The organism is Leptospira soteropolitanensis, assembly GCF_026151655.1.
Lineage (GTDB): Bacteria > Spirochaetota > Leptospiria > Leptospirales > Leptospiraceae > Leptospira_A > Leptospira_A soteropolitanensis.
This window is the reverse complement of sequence record NZ_JAMQPN010000005.1, coordinates 79,824-101,612: the sequence shown is the minus strand read 5'-3', so window position 1 is coordinate 101,612 and position 21,789 is coordinate 79,824. Positions and strand designations below refer to the sequence as shown.

Annotated in this window: 18 protein-coding genes; 14 read left to right on the top strand and 4 right to left on the bottom strand. The window is 39.4% G+C overall.

The annotated features are described in order from the left end of the window. Positions 1 to 53: 53 nt before the first annotated feature. From ND811_RS12165 to ND811_RS12150, 4 genes are all read right to left on the bottom strand, one after another. Positions 54 to 1,832, bottom strand: coding sequence for a glycoside hydrolase family 15 protein (locus ND811_RS12165; protein WP_265352362.1), 1,779 nt, complete (start codon positions 1,830 to 1,832; stop codon positions 54 to 56). Then, positions 1,819 to 4,005, bottom strand: a complete 2,187-nt coding sequence (locus ND811_RS12160; protein WP_265352363.1) for a bifunctional alpha,alpha-trehalose-phosphate synthase (UDP-forming)/trehalose-phosphatase — start codon at positions 4,003 to 4,005, stop codon at positions 1,819 to 1,821. The genes ND811_RS12165 and ND811_RS12160 overlap by 14 nt, the downstream gene beginning before the upstream one ends. A 295-nt stretch (positions 4,006 to 4,300) precedes the next feature. Next, on the bottom strand, positions 4,301 to 4,948 hold the full coding sequence (locus ND811_RS12155) for a hypothetical protein (RefSeq protein ID WP_265352364.1): 648 nt from the start codon (positions 4,946 to 4,948) through the stop codon (positions 4,301 to 4,303). Positions 4,949 to 5,173: 225 nt separating this feature from the next. Further along, a complete protein-coding gene (locus ND811_RS12150; protein WP_265361175.1) occupies positions 5,174 to 5,398 on the bottom strand; it encodes a hypothetical protein in 225 nt (74 codons plus the stop codon). Positions 5,399 to 5,896: 498 nt separating this feature from the next. On the opposite strand from ND811_RS12150, the gene ND811_RS12145 reads away from it, so the two are divergent. The 14 genes from ND811_RS12145 (at position 5,897) to dxs (ending at position 21,729) form a co-directional block, all read left to right on the top strand. Next, positions 5,897 to 6,130: a hypothetical protein gene (locus ND811_RS12145; protein WP_002974969.1), complete on the top strand. Its 234-nt coding sequence runs from the start codon at positions 5,897 to 5,899 to the stop codon at positions 6,128 to 6,130. 2 nt (positions 6,131 to 6,132) lie between these two features. Next, positions 6,133 to 7,032 carry a 30S ribosomal protein S2 gene (gene rpsB / locus ND811_RS12140; protein ID WP_265352365.1) on the top strand — a complete coding sequence of 300 codons (900 nt, stop codon included), beginning with the start codon at positions 6,133 to 6,135 and terminating at the stop codon, positions 7,030 to 7,032. Further along, positions 7,032 to 7,628: a translation elongation factor Ts gene (gene tsf, locus ND811_RS12135; protein ID WP_265352366.1), complete on the top strand. Its 597-nt coding sequence runs from the start codon at positions 7,032 to 7,034 to the stop codon at positions 7,626 to 7,628. The genes rpsB and tsf overlap by 1 nt, the downstream gene beginning before the upstream one ends. After that, the gene (gene pyrH / locus ND811_RS12130; RefSeq protein ID WP_265352367.1) at positions 7,618 to 8,364 is read left to right on the top strand and encodes a UMP kinase; all 747 of its coding nucleotides are present in this window, start codon (positions 7,618 to 7,620) and stop codon (positions 8,362 to 8,364) included. Before tsf ends, pyrH begins: the two co-directional genes overlap by 11 nt. Then, on the top strand, positions 8,354 to 8,905 hold the full coding sequence (frr, locus tag ND811_RS12125; RefSeq protein ID WP_265352368.1) for a ribosome recycling factor: 552 nt from the start codon (positions 8,354 to 8,356) through the stop codon (positions 8,903 to 8,905). The genes pyrH and frr overlap by 11 nt, the downstream gene beginning before the upstream one ends. A 6-nt stretch (positions 8,906 to 8,911) precedes the next feature. Then, on the top strand, positions 8,912 to 9,625 hold the full coding sequence (locus ND811_RS12120; RefSeq protein ID WP_265352369.1) for an isoprenyl transferase: 714 nt from the start codon (positions 8,912 to 8,914) through the stop codon (positions 9,623 to 9,625). After that, a complete protein-coding gene (locus ND811_RS12115; protein ID WP_265352370.1) occupies positions 9,622 to 10,533 on the top strand; it encodes a phosphatidate cytidylyltransferase in 912 nt (303 codons plus the stop codon). Before ND811_RS12120 ends, ND811_RS12115 begins: the two co-directional genes overlap by 4 nt. 30 nt (positions 10,534 to 10,563) lie before the next feature. Beyond that, the gene (dxr, locus tag ND811_RS12110; RefSeq protein WP_265352371.1) at positions 10,564 to 11,724 is read left to right on the top strand and encodes a 1-deoxy-D-xylulose-5-phosphate reductoisomerase; all 1,161 of its coding nucleotides are present in this window, start codon (positions 10,564 to 10,566) and stop codon (positions 11,722 to 11,724) included. After that, a complete protein-coding gene (locus ND811_RS12105) occupies positions 11,721 to 13,427 on the top strand; it encodes a site-2 protease family protein (RefSeq protein ID WP_265352372.1) in 1,707 nt (568 codons plus the stop codon). The genes dxr and ND811_RS12105 overlap by 4 nt, the downstream gene beginning before the upstream one ends. Positions 13,428 to 13,470: 43 nt before the next feature. After that, entirely contained in the window at positions 13,471 to 15,231 is a 1,761-nt protein-coding gene (locus ND811_RS12100) for a proline--tRNA ligase (protein WP_265352373.1), read from the top strand. A gap of 195 nt (positions 15,232 to 15,426) precedes the next feature. Beyond that, positions 15,427 to 16,617 carry a tryptophan synthase subunit beta gene (trpB, locus tag ND811_RS12095; protein WP_265352374.1) on the top strand — a complete coding sequence of 397 codons (1,191 nt, stop codon included), beginning with the start codon at positions 15,427 to 15,429 and terminating at the stop codon, positions 16,615 to 16,617. Then, a complete protein-coding gene (gene trpA / locus ND811_RS12090; RefSeq protein WP_265352375.1) occupies positions 16,614 to 17,414 on the top strand; it encodes a tryptophan synthase subunit alpha in 801 nt (266 codons plus the stop codon). The genes trpB and trpA overlap by 4 nt, the downstream gene beginning before the upstream one ends. 90 nt (positions 17,415 to 17,504) lie before the next feature. Beyond that, positions 17,505 to 19,832: an adenylate/guanylate cyclase domain-containing protein gene (locus ND811_RS12085; RefSeq protein ID WP_265352376.1), complete on the top strand. Its 2,328-nt coding sequence runs from the start codon at positions 17,505 to 17,507 to the stop codon at positions 19,830 to 19,832. A 7-nt stretch (positions 19,833 to 19,839) separates the two neighbouring features. After that, positions 19,840 to 21,729 (top strand): 1-deoxy-D-xylulose-5-phosphate synthase, encoded by a 1,890-nt coding sequence (dxs, locus tag ND811_RS12080; RefSeq protein ID WP_265352377.1) that lies wholly within the window; start codon positions 19,840 to 19,842, stop codon positions 21,727 to 21,729. Positions 21,730 to 21,789: the final 60 nt, after the last annotated feature.

The following is a 21,789-nucleotide window of genomic DNA, read 5'->3' as shown; positions in this document are numbered from 1 at the left end:
GAATATAAAGTCGTGTAAAAAAGTGTGTTTTATTGTTTAATGGCAATAAATTATTACCAAAATAATCTATCGGACTTTTTCTGCGAAATTTTTCTAGCCGCATTGACGAGTCCTACGTGGCTATAGGTCTGAGGAAAATTTCCCCATTGATTTCCCGACATAGATTCAATGTCTTCGCTAAAGAGACCAACGTGATTTGCATGTTCACATACAAAATCAAAAAGTTGGGTAGCTTCCTCTATTCGTTCCATACATGCGAGAGCTTCTATATACCAAAATGTACAAACTAAAAATGTTGTTTCTGGTTTACCAAAATCATCTTGGTGAAGGTATCTATACATAAAACCATTTTCCGTTTTTAATGTATTTTCGATTGCCTTGATATGGGATTTTGCCTTTTCCGATTTTGGATCTAAATAACCTAAGGTGATTAATTGTAATAAACTAGCATCTAACTCTTTTTTCCCTTGGGCTTGCGTGTAACAGCCGAGCTTTTCATCGTAACATTTTTCTATATTTGTTTCTGCTTTTTTCATTAAAAGGTCAGATCGTTCGATTAAATCCTGTCGGTCTAATTTTAAGGCAATTTCTTTGGCTGCTTTTGCTCCGATCCAATGAAATAAATACGTATAACAATGCTTTTGTGAAAAGTTTCGAAATTCCCAGAGTCCTGCATCTGGTTCTTCCATAGTCAATTCAATTTGTTCTAAAATATTTTTAACTAATCCTAAGTTATGAAATCTGTTTTTTTCAGGAATACGTTCATCTAAATATAATGGTAGGAGCGACAATAAAATTTGTCCATACGCATCATTTTGTTTATGTGTATATGCGGAATTCCCAATTCTTACTGGTTTATTACCCAAATAACCTTCTAATTCTAAAATTTGTTCTTCTAAAAGATTTTCTCCAAAAATACTATAGAGTGGTTGGTATCTTCCGTCTTCCGTTGGAGTTAAATTGCTTATATATTGAGAATACATTTCCAATTCTTCAAACTGACCTAAGTTGGTGAGAGCTAATAATGTATAAAAACCATCACGTAACCAGCAGAAACGATAATCCCAATTGCGGCCTGCCATAGGTGCTTCTGGTAAACTAGTTGTAGATGCAGCGATGATTGCTCCTGTCTCTTGGAATTGATGCAGTTTTAGACAAAGTGCAGAACGAATTTGTTGTTTTTGTGCAAAATGGGGAATGGTGCAGTGCTTTACCCAATTTTGCCAATAGTATTTTGTTTTTTTGAATTCTGATTCAATAAAATCGCCTAACAATAGATCGACCGGTATTGTTTCGAATAAAGTTAGGTAGATGTTTTGATTTAATAAAAAATAATTTTCTTTCAGAATTTGATTGAGAGATACATTGGAAGTGAAGTGGAGTCTGAAATCGTTTGTTTTGTATTGGATTTCCGCAGAATTGATTCTTGGTTTTAAATGTTCTTTTCCATACTGGTAAGTCAGGTTTAATTGTATCTTTATCTTTACATCACCGAACAATGGAATGATTTTCCTATATAAATTTCTTTTGTTATGAAGGGTTCCATTTTGATAGTATCTAGGTGCAAAATCAAGTACAGCAAACGATCCAGTTTCTGTGACAATTTCGGTTCTTAAAATATTGGTATTTTCTAAATATACTTGAGAGGTTGAAATGATTTTGGAATTGGGGATGATTGAAAAATGACCGCAATTTTGGTCTAACAATGAGCCAAAAATGGGAGAACTGTCAAAGTTCGGCCAGCAGAGCCAGACAATTTCTGCTTTTGTATTGATATGAGCAATATAACTTCCGTTACCGATAATTCCAAAATCATATTTATGTTTTTTCATTTGAATTTCCTGTTATGTGGAAAATTAAATTTTGAATCCAGGTTTGAACCTCAGTAGGGTGATTAAACCTATATTTTGCGATGGTTTCCGATTTTCCAACTTTGACAGAAATCGCATCATCAGGTAGTTCGCGGAACATATCTTCGTCTGTCGTATCATCTCCAAAAACAAAGACGTTTAACTCCGTATTTGGAAGGATTTGTTTGGCGGCTTTACCTTTTCCGGTTCCGTATTCACGAACTTCAATGATTTTGTTACCTCTTTGAACAAAAAAACCAGTATTAGAAGAGATTTGAGATAACTCATCTAACATTTCTCTTGCGGCATTTAGACCAATATCGGGATCAGCGTTACGAAAATGCCAAACTATAGAGAATTCCTTTTCTTCTGTGAAAGATCCAGGAACTCTTTTTGTGAATTCGTCTAAATGGTTTTTGATTTGCCCTTTCCAATCTAAATTTGATGTGAAAAGTGAATTCCACTTTGCTCCGTAGGGTGCCCTATGCCAAGCTCCATGTTCTGCCACTAAGTGAATTGGTAAGTTTTGAAATTGAGTTTCTAAGAATTTTCTATCTCTACCGCTAATGATGGCAAGTGAGACAGTGGGAATCTTTGTTAATGTTTGGAGAGATTGTATTAATTCTTTATTCGGAACTGCTAAGTGTGGGAGTGATTCAAAAGGAACAAGAGTTCCATCATAATCGAATATGATAAATATCGGATCATTGTTTTTTGGCAAAAGCAGTGTTGAAGAAGGCGGAATTGATTTTGTTTGGAAGGATAAGTTTTTCTGCGCATGTTCTTCTGTATCTGTGTAAATCTTACCTGCCCACTCCTTTACGGAATTTTCTGATAACCGGTTGATCATAATTTGGTTTCGAAAGTGAATTTCTTTTTTATCCATTTCGATCGCTTCTCGAATTGCATTTGCCATTCCGCTGAGGTCATTCGGGTTTACTAAGATAGCCTCAGGAAGTTCTGCTGAAGCACCAGCCATCTCGCTAAGTACCAACATGCCACTTTTCTGTGAAACTAAAAATTCTTTTGCCACAAGATTCATCCCATCACGAAAAGGTGTAACTAACATAACGTGAGTATTCTTGTATAAAGGCACTAATTCTTCAAAGGGGAAACCTTTGTATTGGTATAAAATTGGTGTCCAATCTAACGTGCCAAAAGATCCGTTAATGGCTCCCACTTTTTCATCTATGGCTTTTTTCATAGATTGATAAGAGGAAACATCGGTTCTTGATGGCACTAACACCAAGACAAACTTACATTTTTTTATCCACTGTGGATTTTCTTTTAAAAAGAGCTCAAAAGCATTTAGTCTTTGTAATACGCCTTTTGTGTAGTCTAGTCGATCAACAGAAAGAATTTGTTTTAGATTTTTGTGGTTTTTGTTGATTTCATTTGCAATGGCATCACATTCTTTTGAGTCCGAATATTGAATAAAATTTTCAACGTTGATACCCATTGGGTAAGCACCTGTTTTTGTTAAGTGGTTTTTGTAGTAAATGATACCTCTTTCGTTTTCTATTCCTAAACATCTTAATAATGACCTAAGAAAATATTGCGTATAACTTTGGGTGTGAAACCCTATTAGATCTGCACCTAAAACCCCTGTTAAAATTTTTGTCCGAAACCGTTCAGGCAACAATCGAAAGATTTCAAATGTAGGGAATGGAATATGCAAGAAAAAAGATAAGATTATATTTGGAAATAAATTTCTTAATATTCCTGGGAGTAGAAATAAATGATAATCATGAACCCATACCCAGTCACCAGGTTCGTAAATTTCTGAGACGGTTTTTGCAAATTCATTGTTTACTTCTTCATAAGAATTAAATGTAATGTCAGAGTATTCGCAGTGGGCAGTAAAATAATGAAATAGAGGCCAAATGGTTTTATTGCAAAAACCGTTGTAAAAAGAATCGGCTAACTTTTGTTTTAGAAAAACAGGAATAGTTCCGTATTCTTCTTTCATTTGTGCTGCGTAAGTGGGTTGTTCTTTTTCAGGAATGGATTTCCCAGGCCATCCGACCCAAACAACTTCATTGCCTAATGATTTCCAGTGATAAAGAAAGCTGGAAAGACCTGTTGCAAGGCCACCAACACTGGGAGTTCCATCCCACTGGACTGGTAGCCTGTTGGATACGAGGATCAGTCTCATGTTATCAACTGGATCAGATTGAAATGATATGGCAAGGGCTTTATGGAAAAAAATGCATCAATATTAATCTATAATGTTTGTGAATAGTGAGGAGATAAGGTGTTTTGATATTGCTGTTTTTATAAATGTTTAAACCATTTAGACTATTCTGATTTATAAAAGTTTCTATTTTTTTGGATGTATGCTTGTCTTGTTTTAAATGCAGAGATATTGTTAGTTGTTTTATTGAGAGGAGAATTATTTCATTTAAAATAAATTTAGATGCAAAAAAAACTTTAGGATAATCCAATAGTATTTAATTTATTGATTCGCCTAACTCTTTTAATACTTCCATCGCCCAGAATTTCTTTGTATAAAAAATCATTCGATCAAAGTTATCTTTGTTTTGGTGTATTTGATCTTTGGATTCTTTGGTTTTCAGTAAGACGTAAAGGTCTTCTTTAAATTGAGTTTGGCAGCGTTTTCTTTTTTCGTTGGTAACGTTTGTTAAACAATCATTTTTTCTTTTGCAAATTGAATCTAATCCGAATTGATCTATTGGGCAGTTTTGGTAAATAGAGAGGTTAGGTTCTTTGCGGCAATAACAACCAAAATAAGTTTCTTCCTCTATTTTTTGGATTTTTGTTTGCAGGTTGGAGGAAAAGCCGGGAATGCCGGCATTTTGATTTTTGTCCTTTCTATTCCTTAACTGAATTTCGCCCAAGTAGTTTGGGTCTGTGACACATTCAAAAGAAAATTCTAAACAGTAATCAATCAGTCTTTCGTTAGGTAAAATGCTGATTTCTGATTTAGGTTTTGGTTCCCAGATTTTTTTTGGGGAAAAAGGGTCATGGGGATTTTGTGCCGTTGTATATTTGGTATTAAGGAAATTTTCTTTTGATTCTGATTTATTAATTTTTCGGATCGTTTCCAAATCTACCAATTGGTATTCACGAGTGATCATGATCGGTAGATCAGGAGGGATTTCTTTTCGTTTTTTCCCTATGGTTTTTGCTAGCTTTTGTTTGGTGGCCTGATCGAAATAAAGTAGGTAACCCGTTATGTGGTATTCGCTGCAATTGTATTTGGAAAAATATGGGATCAGTCTGAGCTCCCAAAAATAATCATGGGATTGGTAAATATTTAAATCTTCAATGGCATCGAATGGTTCCTTAGTTAAAAATTGATTTCAAAATTTGCCATCGTCCCAAATGGAAATGAGTTCTAAGTTTTGAATTGAGTCTTTTTGAAAGATAAAATTGCTGTCACAAAAGTTAGCTATAAAGGGCAATCGTTTGGTGTATGGGTATTCTTTTTGCGGGAGCTCTATTTTGCGAAGGAAATTTTGATTTCGGCAATAGAGACTTCCAAACAAGGAAAGGCAAATTGTCGCAACTAATAATATTCGATGCATATAAATCCGGAAGATTCGTAAACTGCGGCTACTGTTCGTTCTTCGATCAAGGTAAAAGTTTTGGTTAGATCAGATTTCGTAGTTTCACACTTCCTTTTTTTCTTTTGGTTGAATCCGATCGAGTTTTGAGGTTCGATGACAACTGTTCCCAGTTTGATGATTTAGTGCTTTTTAGCACCATTTAACAATTGCTACAGAATTGTTTTTGTTTTAGAAAAATAAATAACTAATTTGGGCCAGGTGGTTGTTCGGGACTTCGTTAAAGAGTCTAAATCCTGCGGCAGGGATCGCAGTGGAAATCGGAGATTGGAACGGAGAGCCAGGTCCTTGATCCGATAGAATGTGGTTTTGGGAAGGGCTTGGAGCCGCCCACACTCGCTAAAAATCAGAGATGGGTCCCCTGGAACCCACTTTTCGAAGCCCATCTTGTTCCTTTCCCCTTGACAATCTGCCTAAATTCCAAATTCTGACAGGGAAGCTTGATAAAGGTGCTTTTGGATGAACAAAACCCAAATCGGGAACCTACTTCTCGTGTTATTTTTGGGGCTGATGGCGGGAGCTGTGGCGGGAGTGGTCCTTGACCGACTTCTTGGCACAACATATCTCTCTCGGTTTTTGTTCGAATCACCAGTATCTCTAGAGCTTTACATAATTAAAGTCGAGTTCCAGCTAACCCCTGCAAGTATCGTTGGTCTTGTAGCGTCTGGATATCTCGCACTAAAAAAGGGGTAACTATGTCAGTAATTTCTATGAAGAGTCTGCTAGAAGCAGGCGTACACTTCGGTCACCAAACACGTCGTTGGAATCCAAAAATGAGTCCTTATGTTTATACGGCTCGTAACGGAATCCACATCATTGACCTTCAAAAAACAGTTCAAAAGACAAAAGAAGCTTACGATGCTTTGAAAAAACTTACCGGTCAAGGTAAGAAAGTTCTTTTTGTTGGAACCAAAAAACAAGCTCGTGGTGCAATTGAAAGAGCAGCACAAGCATGTAACATGTATTATGTATCTAACCGTTGGTTAGGTGGTCTTCTTACTAACTGGAACACTGTGAAAAAGTCTATTGCTCGTTTGAAAAGACTAGAGCAAATGGAAGAGAATAACTCCTTCGAACAAGAAGCTAGAACTAAAAAAGAAGCACTCTCTCTCAAACGTGAGTTAGAGAAACTTCGCCAAACACTTGGTGGAATTAAAGATATGGCAGTTGTGCCAGAAATTCTTTTTGTGATCGATCCTAAAAAAGAAGAAATTGCTGTCAGTGAAGCAAAAAAACTTGGTTTGAAAGTGTTTGCAGTGATTGATACGAACTGTGATCCAGAGCCAATTGATTACCCAATTCCAGGTAATGATGATGCGATCCGCGCTATCTCCTTATTTCTTGATACAATGGCAAATGCAGTTCTTGAAGGAACTGGTGGTGAAGTCATCCAAACTAATTTTGCTGAAGATATGGACGCAGAACAACTTGCTCTTGAATACCAAGGTGAGTATGATGAGTCTGGAAAATTCATTATGGACGATGAACTTCCTCCAGTGGCAAAAGACATCCCTGTGGATGCTGAAGCGGCAAAAAAAGCAGCCGAAGTGGCAGCAGAAACAGAAGCAAAACCAGCAACAGAAGGTAAAGAGTAATGGCAGTTAGCTCCGAACAAATCAAAGACCTCCGTGAACGTACGGGCGCGGGGATGATGGACTGCAAAAAAGCCCTCGAAGAAAAGGGTGGCGATATTGAAAAAGCAGTTACTTATTTAAGAGAAAAAGGTTTAGCGAAAGCAGCAAAACGTGCAGGTCGCGAAACCGGTGAAGGAAAAGTCATCGCTTACGTACACGGAAACGGGAAAACAGGGGTTCTTGTGGAACTTAACTGTGAAACTGACTTCGTTGCAAACAATGAAGCGTTTGAGGCTCTTGGAAAAGAGATCGCTCTTCAAATCACTGCGATGAACCCTCTTTACGTAAATGAGGAATCCATCCCTAAGTCTGAAGTAGACAACGAGATGAGTGTGCAAAAAGCGCTTCTAGAAAAAGAAGGCAAAAAAGCAGACCAAATCGAAAAAATTCTTCCTGGTAAAATGAAAAAATACTTCGAAGAGATTTGTCTCATTCACCAAAAATCAATTCGCGACAACTCCAAAACGATCAATGACCTTCTGCAAGAAGCCATTGCAAAGTTTGGAGAGAACATTACTGTTGGTAGGTTCTCGAGGTTCCAAGTAGGTGGGAACTAGTCCGCGTTTTAAACGCATCCTAATTAAAATCTCCGGCGAGGCTCTCGCCGGTGAGGGTGAACTTGGTATTGATACCAACAAAACATTCTCACTTGCCGGACAAATCAAAGAAGTTCATGACTTAGGTTTGGAAGTAGCTGTCGTTGTCGGCGGTGGAAATATGATCCGCGGAGAAACTTTGGCTAAGTCTGGAATGGATAGAGCTACCGCAGACTATATGGGTATGCTTGGCACTATCATGAATGGTCTCGCCTTACAAGATGCATGCGAAAAACAAGGGATGTTTACCCGAGTTCTTTCCGCCATCGAAATGAAATCCGTAGCAGAACCTTATATTCGCAGACGTGCTGTTCGCCATTTAGAAAAAAATCGTGTGATTATATTCGCTGGTGGGACAGGAAATCCTTATTTTACAACGGATACAACGGCATCCCTTCGCGCTGTGGAAGTGGGATGTGAAGTGATTCTCAAAGCCACAAAAGTTGACGGAGTTTACACTGCGGATCCTAAAAAAGATCCAAGTGCAAAACGTTACTTAGAAGTTTCTTTTATGGAGTCCATCAAACACCGCCTAAAGGTTATGGATTCAACTGCTCTCAGTCTATGTATGGACAATAATATGCCCATCATTGTCTTTGATATTTTTAAAGCAGGTAATTTAAGAAAATTAATCGATGGGGAACCTATTGGTACACTCATCTCCAATGCAGAGGAAGTGATTCTAGATGGTAGATGAAATTATAAAATCAATGCAGTCCAAAATGGACAAAACAGTGGAAGCTTTGAAAAAAGACTTTGGTACTATTCGTACAGGAAAAGCAAGTCCAATGATGGTTGAAGATGTGAGAGTTGATTATTATGGAACACTCACCCCCTTAAACCAACTAGGTAAAATTGCCTGCCCGGAACCACGTGTGATTCTCATCACTCCCTTTGAAAAAGGAATGTTGAAAGACATTGAAAAGGCAATTTTTGCAGCGAGTCTTGGGCTTACGCCAAATAACGACGGTTCTAGTATTCGTATCAACATCCCCGAGCTAACAGGGGAAAGACGGAAAGAACTTGCAAAAGTGGTCAAACAAAAGGCCGAAGAAAAAAAAGTTGCAATTCGTAATATCCGTCGTGATGCCAACGATGAATTAAAAAAACACCAGGCAGAAATGTCCCAAGATGAATTAAAAGGCCATCAAGACAAAATCCAAAAAATTACGGATTCTTATGTTGCCAAATTGGGAGATTTGGAAAAGGAAAAAGAAAAAGAGATCACTACTCTTTAATTTCCTATGAAGTTGAACACAATCCCTGCTCACATTGCTGTCATCATGGACGGAAATGGAAGGTGGGCGGAAAGCCAAGGGAAAAAAAGAACCGAAGGCCATAGAGAAGGGGCAAACGCAATTGATCGCCTTTTAGATGTGGCCTTAGAATATAAAATTCCCGCTGTTTCCCTATACGCATTTTCTACAGAAAATTGGAAACGCCCCATTACGGAAATCCAAGCCATCTTTGGTTTGTTAGTCGAATTCATAGAGACTCGACTCGACACCATCCACAAAAAAGGCATCCGCATCCACCACAGTGGAGCAAGAAATAAGTTATCCAAAACGGTCCTCGCAAAGATTGACCACGCAATGGCAGTGACAAAAAAAAATAAAAAACTGACTGCTAACTTTTGTCTGAACTATGGTGGACACGAAGAGATCCTCAGTAATTTTTCACGTGTGATGGCTGCACGGAAGTCCAAAAAAGATTCTTTGGACAAACCCATCACAACCAAAGAATTTGAAAAATATTTGTATACATTCCCTTTGCCGCCGGTAGATTTATTGATCAGAACTGCGGGTGAACAAAGGATTTCCAATTTTCTATTGTGGCAGAGTGCTTATGCTGAAATGTATTTTACGAATACACTTTGGCCGGACTTTGGAAGAACTTCTTTAGAAGAAGCCCTTCTTTTTTTTGATTCCCGTAAACGTAAATTTGGTGGTTTGTTATGAGTGAGACAACACTCCGTATCCTTTCTGCAATTGTACTAACATTTGTATATGTTTTTATGATATTTCATAGCTCTTGGTATTATCTTGAGTTCTTTTTGTTCGGTTGTGTTACCATCTACTTGGGTTTAAAAGAGCTGTATGCGTTTTGCAGAAGGGAAGATTCCAAACCTTTTTTTGGAACGGGACTTCTGTTTTCGCTATTAATTTTTACTGTTTACTACATTCAATTTTTAGGACTTCAATTTGAAGTCACACCTCCTGCTTTTGTTTTGGAATTGTCTAAGGTTCTAAGAGAAGGATTCCATCCGATTCCTTTTTTACTCATCACACTTTCTCTCACTGTTTGGATTTTGCAAATTCTGAAACGCCCGTTAGATGGTGCATTGTTTTCTGCCAGTGCTACCATTCTCGGTCCTGTTTATTTGGCGATTCCCATCGGACATTTTTTACTTCTACTCGCATTCCCTTTTGGCGCGTATTATATCTTTTTAGTTTCCGTGATTACTTTTATGAGTGATGCAGGGGCCTACTTTGGTGGTCGTTGGTTTGGAAAACATCCTGCAGGCCTTAAGATCTCTCCCAAAAAAACTTGGGAAGGTTATGTGACGGGAAATATCACTGCAGTTGTAGGTGTACAAATTCTAAATGCCACTTGGGAACATTTTAGTGGTGTGAAATTACCGATTGGAGTGATTGAATCCGTGATCGTGGCCTTTGTGGTTTCTATCATTTCTGTGATGGGTGATTTGGCGGAGTCTGCAATGAAACGAGATGCTAAAATCAAAGATTCAGGAAGTTTGATTCCTGGTCATGGTGGTGTTCTTGATTTGGCTGATGCCCTTTTATTTACTGTTCCTGTGATTTATTATTATTTCCTATTTAAGGGAATTCTCGGATACCCGGTCTGATTCTCAGTTCAGGATCGGTCTAAGACTTAGATGGTTGGAGTATCTGTATTAGGAATTTCTGGTTCTGTTGGCTCTTCGACTGTGAAGGTACTCCGCCAATTTAAAGATTCCTTTTTTTTACGTAGTTTTTCGGTTCATTCAAACTTAGATCTTGCGAAATCACTCATCGATGAATTTTCTCCAGAAGTGATTTCTATCACCGATTCCAAGTTAGAAGGGGTATTGGGTTCTAAATACAAATCCACTACCGTTCTCTATGGAGAGGAATCATTATCCGATTTGGTTCGGCTATCTTCTGTCTCTGTTGTGGTAACTGCAGTTGTTGGAGCAAGAGGAGTGAGGCCCACCATTGCAGCCATCGAAGCTGGTAAAAAAATTGCCATCGCAAATAAAGAAACACTCGTGACTTTTGGGCCACTCATCAATCGTTTGGTGGCAAAATACAATACATTGATGGTACCGGTTGACTCGGAACACAATGCACTATTTCAATTGATTGAAAGAGAAAAAAGATCCAATATCCGTGCCATCACACTTACGGCATCGGGAGGAAGTTTCCGAACTCTACCTATTGAAGAATTGGAACATGTATCCGTAAAACAGGCGTTAAATCACCCTACTTGGTCAATGGGACCAAAAATCACAGTGGATTCTGCGGGACTTATCAATAAGGGTCTCGAAGTGATCGAAGCTCACTATTTATTTGGGTTTTCTTATGATGAGATTGAAGTGGTGATCCACCCACAATCTCTCACGCATGGAATCATTGAAACGATGGATGGGGCTTGTTTACAATACACGAGCCACCCCGATATGATTTATCCCATTGCCCATTCCTTATTTTATCCAACACCAACACCGAAAATGTTGATGGAAAGAAAACCTGGAACATGGAAGACTTTAGAATTTTTCCCACCCGATATCAAACGTTATCCTGGCCTTCGTTTGGCTTTCCAAGCAGGAAGGGCTGGCGGGACGGCGCCTTGCGTTTTTAACGCTGCTAACGAAGAAGCCGTAGCTTTATTTTTAGATGAAAAAATATCTTTTACCGCCATTCCAAAGTTAATCGAATCGGCATTAAACAAAATTCCCAATACCTTCCCAAGTGACTTGGAAGGATATTTAGAAAAAGATCAGAAAACACGCGAATTCATTCAAAAAGAATTTATGAGAGGGGGAGTGACTATATGATCATCATGATATTCGGGGCCGTATTCATGTTAGCGGTTTCAATTTTTATCCATGAGTTGGGGCACCTCTTATGTGGAAAGTTAGTCGGTGTGGAAGCTCGGATTTTTTCTCTGGGTTATGGGAAAGGAATTTGGAAAAAAAGAATTGGGAAAACCATCTATCAAATTACTGCCATTCCCATTGGAGGATATGTACTTTTTCGCGGGGATGATTATTCTAAAAATAAAAAACCAAGGCAAGGGGATTTACTTTCTACTCCACCACTTCGCCGAATGATTCCTGTTCTTGGTGGGCCGTTCGCTAATTTAGTGTTAGGTTTTATTTTGTTGTTTATTTTGGAACTCTCAGGAGATAGCCCATCTTCTAATCGGATTTTTATCGAAGATGCAAGTAAGGTTTCGAGTCCCGCTTATACGGCAGGGCTTCGCACGGGGGATCGAATTATATCCATCAATGGGAAAAAAACAGAGAGTTTCGAAGATATTTTTACCAATGTGAGTTTGACCACGGGAGATCCTGTGGAAGTGACTTTTGAAAGAGCTGGGGTAAATAAAACCGTACAAATTGTACCAAATTTATATTCTGCAGGGGGGCATCCCACTATTGGAGTGATGCCATTTGGAGAAAGAAGGGTAGTGGCGACCTTTACTTATGGGGAACAACTCAGCCACTTTATAGCAAACTTACTAGATCGTGATGACAAATCTTCAGCATATTTCCAAGAAAAAATCGAAGAACGAAAAGATGAAATTCCAGAAGAACTCTTAAAACAAAGAGAAATCCAAGAAAGAGAAAAGTCCCTTCGGAGACGTGCCTTATCTTTTTTAAAAGATGGAGATATGATTTTGCAAGTGGCCGGTGTGGATGTTCACACCGTTCCTGAGTTACAAACGGAACTAGGGAAACATCAGGGAAAAACTATCCCTGTAGTAGTAGAAAGAAAAACCTATCCACTCCTCACTCCTTGGGCCACTGAAACGGTAACGATCCAAATACCTGTATTAGGCGCTAATGTGTTTGAGTTTTGGGATATCCGTCATCCAAAGTTTTCCGAACTGGGGATTCCATACTTCCGTTTGGACAGTTATGATGCAGAAATTGAAAATCGTCTTTCAAACTTAAAAATTGATAACAAAACCTTTGAAAAAGCAGATGCCTTTTCCGAATACTTAAAACAATCAGCAGGTAGAAAAGATATCTGGATTGGGAATATGAAATATTCTGCCGATCTCAATTTGAAACCCATTGGGCTACTTGGCTTTCGTGCCTCAATGAAATTTGAAGCAGAAAAACTGCAAAAAGAATCAACCGTATATTCCTCATTAGTGGGTGCTTCCACGAAAGTTTATGAAAACGTATCCACAACGTTAAAAGGGATTGGAATGTTGTTTTCTGGGCTTCTTTCTCCCAAAGAAAATCTTTCTGGGCCGATTGGGATTGTTCAAATTGCAGGAATTAGTTTGGAGTATGGTTGGTTCACTTATCTTGACTTTGTTGCAAAGATTTCTTTAGCGCTTATGGTAATGAATTTACTACCTATCCCAATGGCTGACGGCGGACATATTGTTCTCTATGCATATGAAGCTATTACGGGTAGACCACTTCCCAGAAAAGCGATCGAAGCAATCTTTCGATTGGGATTTTTCTTTCTCATTGGACTTGGGCTTTATGTTTCGTTTAATGATGTGATGCGTATTTTTTAATTTTTGTTACGTTTAGTTTATATAAATAAAAGAGAAAAGATTGATGAAAGCTAGTTCCTATTTGATCCCTACGGCAAAAGAAGATCCACAAGATGCAGTTGTCGCTTCCCATAAACTGATGACAAGAGCAGGTCTCATTCGTAAATCTGCAGCGGGATTATATTCTTATCTTCCACTTGGACTTAGGGTATTAAAAAAAATTGAAGGTATTGTTCGTTCTGAAATGGACCGAGCTGGTGCCTTGGAATTCCAACTTCCCATTTTGACACCGAGTGAAATTTGGAAAGAGTCTGGTCGTTGGGACAAAATGGGAAAAGAGATGTTTCGTTTGAAAGATCGTCATGACAATGAAAGTTGTCTTGGACCCACTCATGAAGAATCGTTTTGTGTGCTTGTGAAACCGATGGTTCGTTCTTACAAAGACTTACCGATTAATGTATATCAAATCCATACAAAATTTAGAGATGAAATTCGTCCGAGATTTGGAGTGATTCGTTCTCGTGAATTTACGATGAAGGATGCCTATTCTTTTCATTTAGATGATGAATCTTTAGATAAAACCTATCAAACGATGCGTAAAACCTACCGAAGGATTTTTGCGGGGATGGGTCTTTCTACAATCCCAGTACAAGCAGACTCTGGAAATATGGGTGGGTCTGCGTCAGAGGAATTTATGGTAGTGTCACCGATTGGTGAAGAAACACTGACGATTTGTCCTTCTTGCCAATATTCTGGAAATATTGAAAAAACTCCTGTGATTCGGAAATCAAATGCAGTAAAACAAGAGTTTGTTGGTAGTGGCAAAATCCATACACCTTCTAAAAAAACAATTACAGAAGTTGCTGAGTTTATCAAAACCAAAGAAGAAAATATGTTAAAAGCGGTTGCTTTATGGGCGGACGGAACCTATGTTTTAGTCTTTTTAGAAGGTGACCGAGAACTCAATGAAAACAAACTAAAAAACCACTTGGGTTGTAATGAACTAAGACCTATGGGTTCGGCTGAAATGGAAAAGTTGGGCCTTGTTCCTGGATTCATTGGGCCAGGATTTCCAAAATCAGAATCACTCAAAATCATCATTGATTCACTTGTCGATTGGAGTTTTGGATATATTTCCGGTGCTAATGAAGTGGACCACCATCTAGCAGGAGTTAAGCTAAACGACTTTTTTAAAGTAGAGGAAGTGACAAAAATTGATGTATCACAATCCAAAGTTGGAGACCCTTGTCCTAACTGTGGAACTGGTCTCACTGCAGAAAAAGGGATCGAGGTCGGCCATATCTTTAAATTAGGCCAAAAGTATTCCAAGGCATTTGATATCACTGTTTTGAATGATAAAGGGAAAGCCACCGTAACAACTATGGGTTGTTACGGAATTGGTGTGAACCGATGTATGGCCACTGTTATTGAACAATGTAATGACGAGAAGGGTATTTTTTGGCCAGTATCTATTGCACCGTTTACTGTCTGTTTGGTGAGTATTGCCAAAAATCCAGAGGACATTGCAAAAATTGAATCCATTTACAATGCACTAGTGGCAGCAGGGATTGATGTGCTTTGGGATGACCGTGACCTAGGGCCGGGCTTTAAATTCAAAGATTCGGAGCTCATTGGTTTTCCGATTCGGCTCACGCTTGGGAAAGGGTTTTTAGAAAAGGGTGAGATTACCATCCTTGATCGTAAATCGATGTCAGAAGAGATTGTTTCTTTTACGACAAATGAAGATTTGGTTTCGCGACTACAAAATCAAATCAATACCCTACATAGCACCCTCCAAGCGGAAGTGGATCGTGTTGGAACATGAACTTCTTTCGATTTTTTCTTTAAAATGGCGAGAAGGGGTCGCAAGAATTAGGGCTTTGTGAAAGAAGGAAGCCATTGGGTGGCGGGTGGTTAACCCCACCCAGTTCAATCAGGGCGGGGAGATTATACCTAAAAACCCCCACCCCCTACAAAAGAAGCAGTTTTCATATTCGCCCATTCCCGTATCATGGGATATATGGGCAAAAACCTACCTGGATATTTTGGTGAATTCGGCGGCCGTTACTCTCCTGAGATTTTAACGGAAGCATTAGAAGAACTTGAATCCACCTATCAAAAGTTAAAGAAAAGTAAAAAGTTCAAAAAAGAACTCGAATACTACTTAAAGAATTATGTCGGAAGACCTAGTCCTTTGACTTATGCAGAACGCCTCACCAAACAATGGGGAGGTGCTCGTATCTGGCTCAAACGCGAAGACTTAAATCATACAGGTGCTCATAAAATTAATAATGCTATTGGACAAGCACTTATTGCGCGTTTTATGGGAAAAAAACGGATCATCGCAGAAACAGGAGCGGGCCAACATGGTCTCGCCACTGCAACTGTTGGTGCGATGTTTGGTATGGAAACTGTTATTTACATGGGTGCTGTAGATGTGGAAAGACAAAACCTCAATGCTAAAAAAATTGAGATGTTAGGTGCTAAAATCCTTCCGGTCACTGCAGGAGAAGCCACTCTCAAGGAAGCCACCAGCGAAGCTATGAGAGACTGGGCACTCAATGTATCCACAACTCATTATATTGTTGGTTCTGCGATTGGGCCTCATCCGTTTCCTACGATTGTTCGTGACTTCCAATCCTTCATCGGATCAGAAGCAAGAGCAGAATTTAAAAAACGCAACAAAAAACTTCCCAATGCGATCGTGGCTTGTGTGGGTGGGGGATCCAATTCCATTGGAATGTTCCATGCCTTTTTAAAAGACAAACAAGTTGCTATCTATGGTGCAGAAGCTGGCGGACTCGGTTCCCAACCAGGGGAACATTCCGCAACATTAACATACGGAAAAACTGGATTTTTACATGGAACCAAAACTCTCATCATCCAAGATGATTTTGGCCAAATTGTTCCAGCTCATTCTGTTTCCGCAGGGTTAGATTATCCGGGTGTCGGACCAGAACATGCTTACCTTTCTCAAACAGGAAGAGTGGACTATCGAATGGTAACCGACGAGCAGGCGCTAGATTCCTTTTTGGAAGTCACTCGTGTAGAAGGAATCATTCCTGCCTTAGAGACAGCTCATGCTTTTCATGTGGCACGTGATGTTGCCAAAGATTTAGGAAAGAAAAAAGATCTCATCATTTGTCTTTCTGGTCGGGGCGACAAGGACGTAACGGAAGTTTTGCGACTTTTAGGTGAAAGAAGTAAATGAGTAAAATAAAATCACAATTTGAGAGCGGAAAATTTAAATCAGCCTTTATCCCCTATTTTACATTAGGGGATCCAAACTATAATGATTCCATTGAATTTGGAAAAACCATTTTAGATAATGGTGCTGATATTTTGGAACTCGGAATCCCATTTTCTGACCCTGTGGCGGATGGTCCCGTCATACAAAGGGCGGTGGCTCGTTCTTTAAAGAATGTTTTTTCTTTCGATGAAATCTTTCGAGTCACAAAAGCCATCCATGACCACAAACCAGAGACTCCTCTCGTGTATCTCACTTACTTCAATCCCATTTACCATTGTGGGATTTCAAAGTTTTTGGACCGAGCCAAGGATTCTGGGATCGTGGGACTTGTGATTCCCGATTTACCGTTCGATACAGCAGAAAGCGAAACTTTGTTTCGAGAACTAAAAAATAGAGATATGGATCTCATTCATTTGGTGACTCCGGCCTCTGAAAAAAAGAGAATCCAAGCCCTCTCCAAAACTTCATCCGGGTTTATTTACTATGTAACGTCCTTTGGAGTGACTGGGGAAAGACGGGAGTTCTCGGTTGATTTAAAAGAGAGAATTAAATTTTTGAAAGATACCATCCGGTTGCCAATTTGTGCTGGATTTGGAATTTCCACTCCAGACCAAGCCAACCAAATTTCACAGTTTGCGGACGGGATCATCATCGGTTCTGCAATCCAAAGAATCATCGAAGATAATGGGGCAGAACGTTCTAAAGCAGTTTTGGCATTGGCGGATTACATTTCAAAGATTAGGGCATCCATTTCCTAAATTTTTTTCCTATATCTCCCAAAAACATTTGAGTCTCTTTAAAAATTCCGGGAAAATGGTCGGAAATTCCCAAACGAATAAAGAGGCTCTATGTCCGACAAAGAATCAAAATCGCTTTCGATTTTGGACTATCTCAGTGTTACCGTCGCAACCCTAGGTTCACTCGGTGTTATCATATCTGTTGTAATGACAGGATGGGAATACGAGTTTTCCTTTCTCATTGGCGGTTTACTTGCCTTACTTGCTTCCTCATACTTTGTATATAAAACCATTGAAAAGGTCTCAAAAGACAAACAGAAGTCAGGTGCGATTTGGTTATCCTATGTAATTGCCATTTTTATGTATGCAATGGTAAATACTTTTCAACCGCTGAAAGATTTGGAAGAAAACTCTGTTTCCACTCGGTTCCAATTTTTACGTGGATCCAATACCAAAACAGAAAGTGAAGGTGATACTGGACGCATCGAATACATTCAATTTCAACCACCAGCTAAGGCTCGTAAGGATATCAATATCATTGGTATCACCACAGAGTCACTTGAAAAATTGCAGGGAACGTGGCCTCTTCCTTGGAGTTATTACGCAGACATCATTGATACCTTTAAAGAATCGAATAACATTCTAATGTTCGATATTTTTTTCGTAGATTACAAACCCGGTCAAACGGAAGAGATGGTTACTGCTCTTCAAAAGAACCGGAATGTCCTCTTTGACTACCCTATGGAAGTCAGTGCAGAATCAAAAGAAGCGGTTCTCAATTTGGAAAAACGAATTGATATCCTTCGTAAGTATCAATTGAAAAATGTCATCGATGAGAACGATGCGGGGATCTCTTGGGTCAAGTTCCCACAACCTCCCATTGAACCCATTGGAGAATTATCAGCTGGTCTTGGTTTTGCGAACGTAAAAAAAGATGAATCTGGTTTGAATCGAAAGATGCCACTTGTCGTAAAAGTGTATAATTCGGGAAGAGATAGAGAGACGGAATATTTCCCTTCTATCGACTTACTCATTGTATGTAAATACTACGGTATCGATGTACAAAGAGATGTGGAAGTCAACATGGGGCATTATGTGAAGTTGTCCAACATCCCTAAAAAAATCATTAGAGAGTTCAACATCAAAGAACGTAAGTTTGAAGAAAGGGATGTCATGCAAGTCCCGAACGAAAAAAGAGAAGTTGTCATTCCTATTGATTGGGAAGGACAAATGGAAATCAATTTCGTGGGTGGGCGTTATTCCTTCAAACAAAATGAAATTTTTGAGGTTACGAATGATTGGGATGCGGAACTACTCGAAGCAAATCAAATTAGTAACAAAATCTTTCTTGTCGCAATGTATTATGCTACGGGTCGCGGGGCTTCTAAAGACTCCCACTTGTCTCCGTTTGGTGATATGTCTGGAATTGAACACCACGCACACGCGATCAATACCATCTTAAACCAAGACTTTTTGTCCACAGTGCCGAACTGGGGAATCTTTTTGATTTATGTTGGCCTTGGTGTGATGATTGGTTTTTTACAACCAAGGGTAAAAACACATATTGGTTTTGTGATTATGTTGACTCAGCTTTTACTCTATGTAGTCGCTGCGCTCTATATTTTCCAAACTTTCAACCTCATTACAGTTCTTCCTTCCGTTACCATCGAACAAATTGTGGTCTTTGTGGCCATCATCGGATTTAGAATTTTAACAGAAGAAGAAAACGTTAAATATATCCGACAAACGTTCTCTAAATTCGTATCCAAAGACGTTGTGGATGAACTCCTCAAACACCCGGACAACTTGGCACTTGGTGGATCCAAAAGAGAAATCACCATTTTTTTCTCCGACGTACGCGGGTTCACAACCATCTCAGAACAGTTGGGTCCAGAAGATTTGGTGAAGTTATTGAACGAATATTTGTCTGCCATGACAGATATCATTATTGAATACAAGGGAACCATTGATAAGTATATGGGTGATGCGATCATGGCTTTTTGGGGAGCTCCTGTTCCTTTGGAAGACCATGCGTACTATGCTTGTGTGGCGGCACTGGCACAGCTCGATTATTTAAAAGTCCTCCAACAAAAATGGGCAGAACGTAATGTTCCGGTGATCGATATTGGATGTGGTCTTAATTCCGGCCCTGCCGTTGTCGGGAACATGGGATCTTCACACAGGATGGAATACACTTGTATGGGTGATACAATCAACCTTGGATCCCGTTTGGAAGGGTCCAATAAAATGTACACCACAAATGTGATTATTTCTGAATACACTTACGAAAAAGTGAAAGACAGAGTGGTTGCTCGAGAACTGGACTTAGTGCGAGTAAAAGGAAAAACACAGCCTGTTCGGATTTACGAATTGCTTGGAATCACAAACCCAGAAGATATGGAGAAAATGAAGCGGCCTCTCCAAAAGGCGGCAACATGAAGTTTACATGCCATCATATCCCTATCTCGACAAAATCCAATTTCCGGAAGATCTTAGAAAGATAAACGAAGCGGATCTCCCGAAGGTTTGCCATGACCTTCGGGAATACATCATCGATACCCTCTCTGACGTGGGAGGGCACTTCGCCAGTAACCTTGGTGTTGTGGAACTCACCGTAGCCTTACACTATGTTTTCCAAACCCCGATAGACAAAATCATTTGGGATGTCGGACACCAAACTTACCCTCACAAAATTTTGACAGGAAGAAAAAAAGAACTCCCCACCGTACGTAAATGGTTGGGACTTTCTGGATTCCCTAAAAGGGAAGAATCCGAATACGATTTGTACAACACTGGCCATGCCGGAACATCCATCTCCCAGGCCCTCGGTGAGGCTTGTGCCCGCGACCTTCTAGGCAAAAATTATAAAGTGGCAGCAGTGATTGGTGACGCCTCCATCGCTACAGGGATGGCCCTCGAAGCCATGAACCACGGTGGTCATATCAAACCGAATATGCTTGTCATTTTGAATGACAACTATATGTCGATTTCCAAAAACGTTGGTTCCATTTCGAATTATCTCAATCGTATTATCTCTTCTCAAGTATATAACAGAGGTAAAACGGCATTTTACAGTTTTTTAAAATGGATCCCACTCATTGGACCCGCCTTACAGGCGCTTGCTCATAATATGGAAACTTCTTTTAAACATTTTATGATGCGTCCTGGTGGACTTTTTGAAGATTTGGGTTTTACGTACTTTGGCCCGATTGACGGTCATGATGTGAACCGCGTGGTTCAGATGTTACAAAACCTTTCTAAAATCCAAGGACCTATCCTTTTGCATGTCCTAACCCAAAAAGGAAAAGGTTATAAACCAGCTGAAGCCGATCCCATTAAATACCACGGTGTCACACCGTTTAATAAAGAGTCAGGAAAAATGGCCACTTCCGACTCCAATAAAATTGGTCTTTCTAAAATAGTTGGAAAAACTCTCACCGATTTAACAGACAAAGACAAACGAATTGCTGTCATTACTCCTGCAATGATCGAAGGCTCTGGACTTCGTGAATACCAAGAGGCTTATCCAGAAAATACTTTTGATGTGGGAATTGCAGAGCAACATTCCGTTGCATTTGCGGGTGCCATGACAAGTGGTGGGGCCATTCCTTTTATGTGTATTTATTCCACATTCCTAACCCGGGCTATGGACCAACTTGTCGAAGATGTATCGCTTATGAATTTGCCAGTTCGATTTGTAATCGATCGGGCAGGGATTGTTGGTCCCGATGGGGAAACTCATCAAGGTTTATCAGATCTCGGTTATTTGGCTGGACTTCCCAATATGGATATCATTGTCCCAAGTTCGGCTCAAGACATCATAGATAGCCTTCATTTTATGAAGGATTATACAGAACATCCCATTGCTATTCGCTTCCCAAAAGATAGTGGCGACTTACGGGAGTTAAAATTTGAAGCACCACTTCCTATTACTAAGGCAAAAAGCCGTTTGGTTCTGGAAGGGGAAGATTTGCTCATTCTATCCGTTGGGTTTATGTTACCGATTGCGAAGTCCGTTGCTGAAATTTTAAAACAAGATGGGATCTCTGTTTCTGTTTTGGATCTTTTTTGGTTACGCCCATACGATACAGATTTAGTTCATGGGCAGATCCAAAAGACCAAAAGGTTTGTGATTTTGGATGAAAGTTATATCCATGCTGGTGCCTCTGGATTCCTTTTGAATGAAATTCCAGCAGATCTCCTTGGAAAGTTCTTAAAGACCTTTGCTTTGCCACCGGAGCCTATTCATCACGGAGAAAGAAATCAGATTTTGGATCATTACCGTCTGAACGCTTTGCAAATTGCAAAAGAGTTGCTTCAGTCTTTGAAAAAATAAAAAAATCTTTTACTGAGTTTTTTTAAGTCTTCCGAAAATGAAAGAAAACAGGCGAGGATT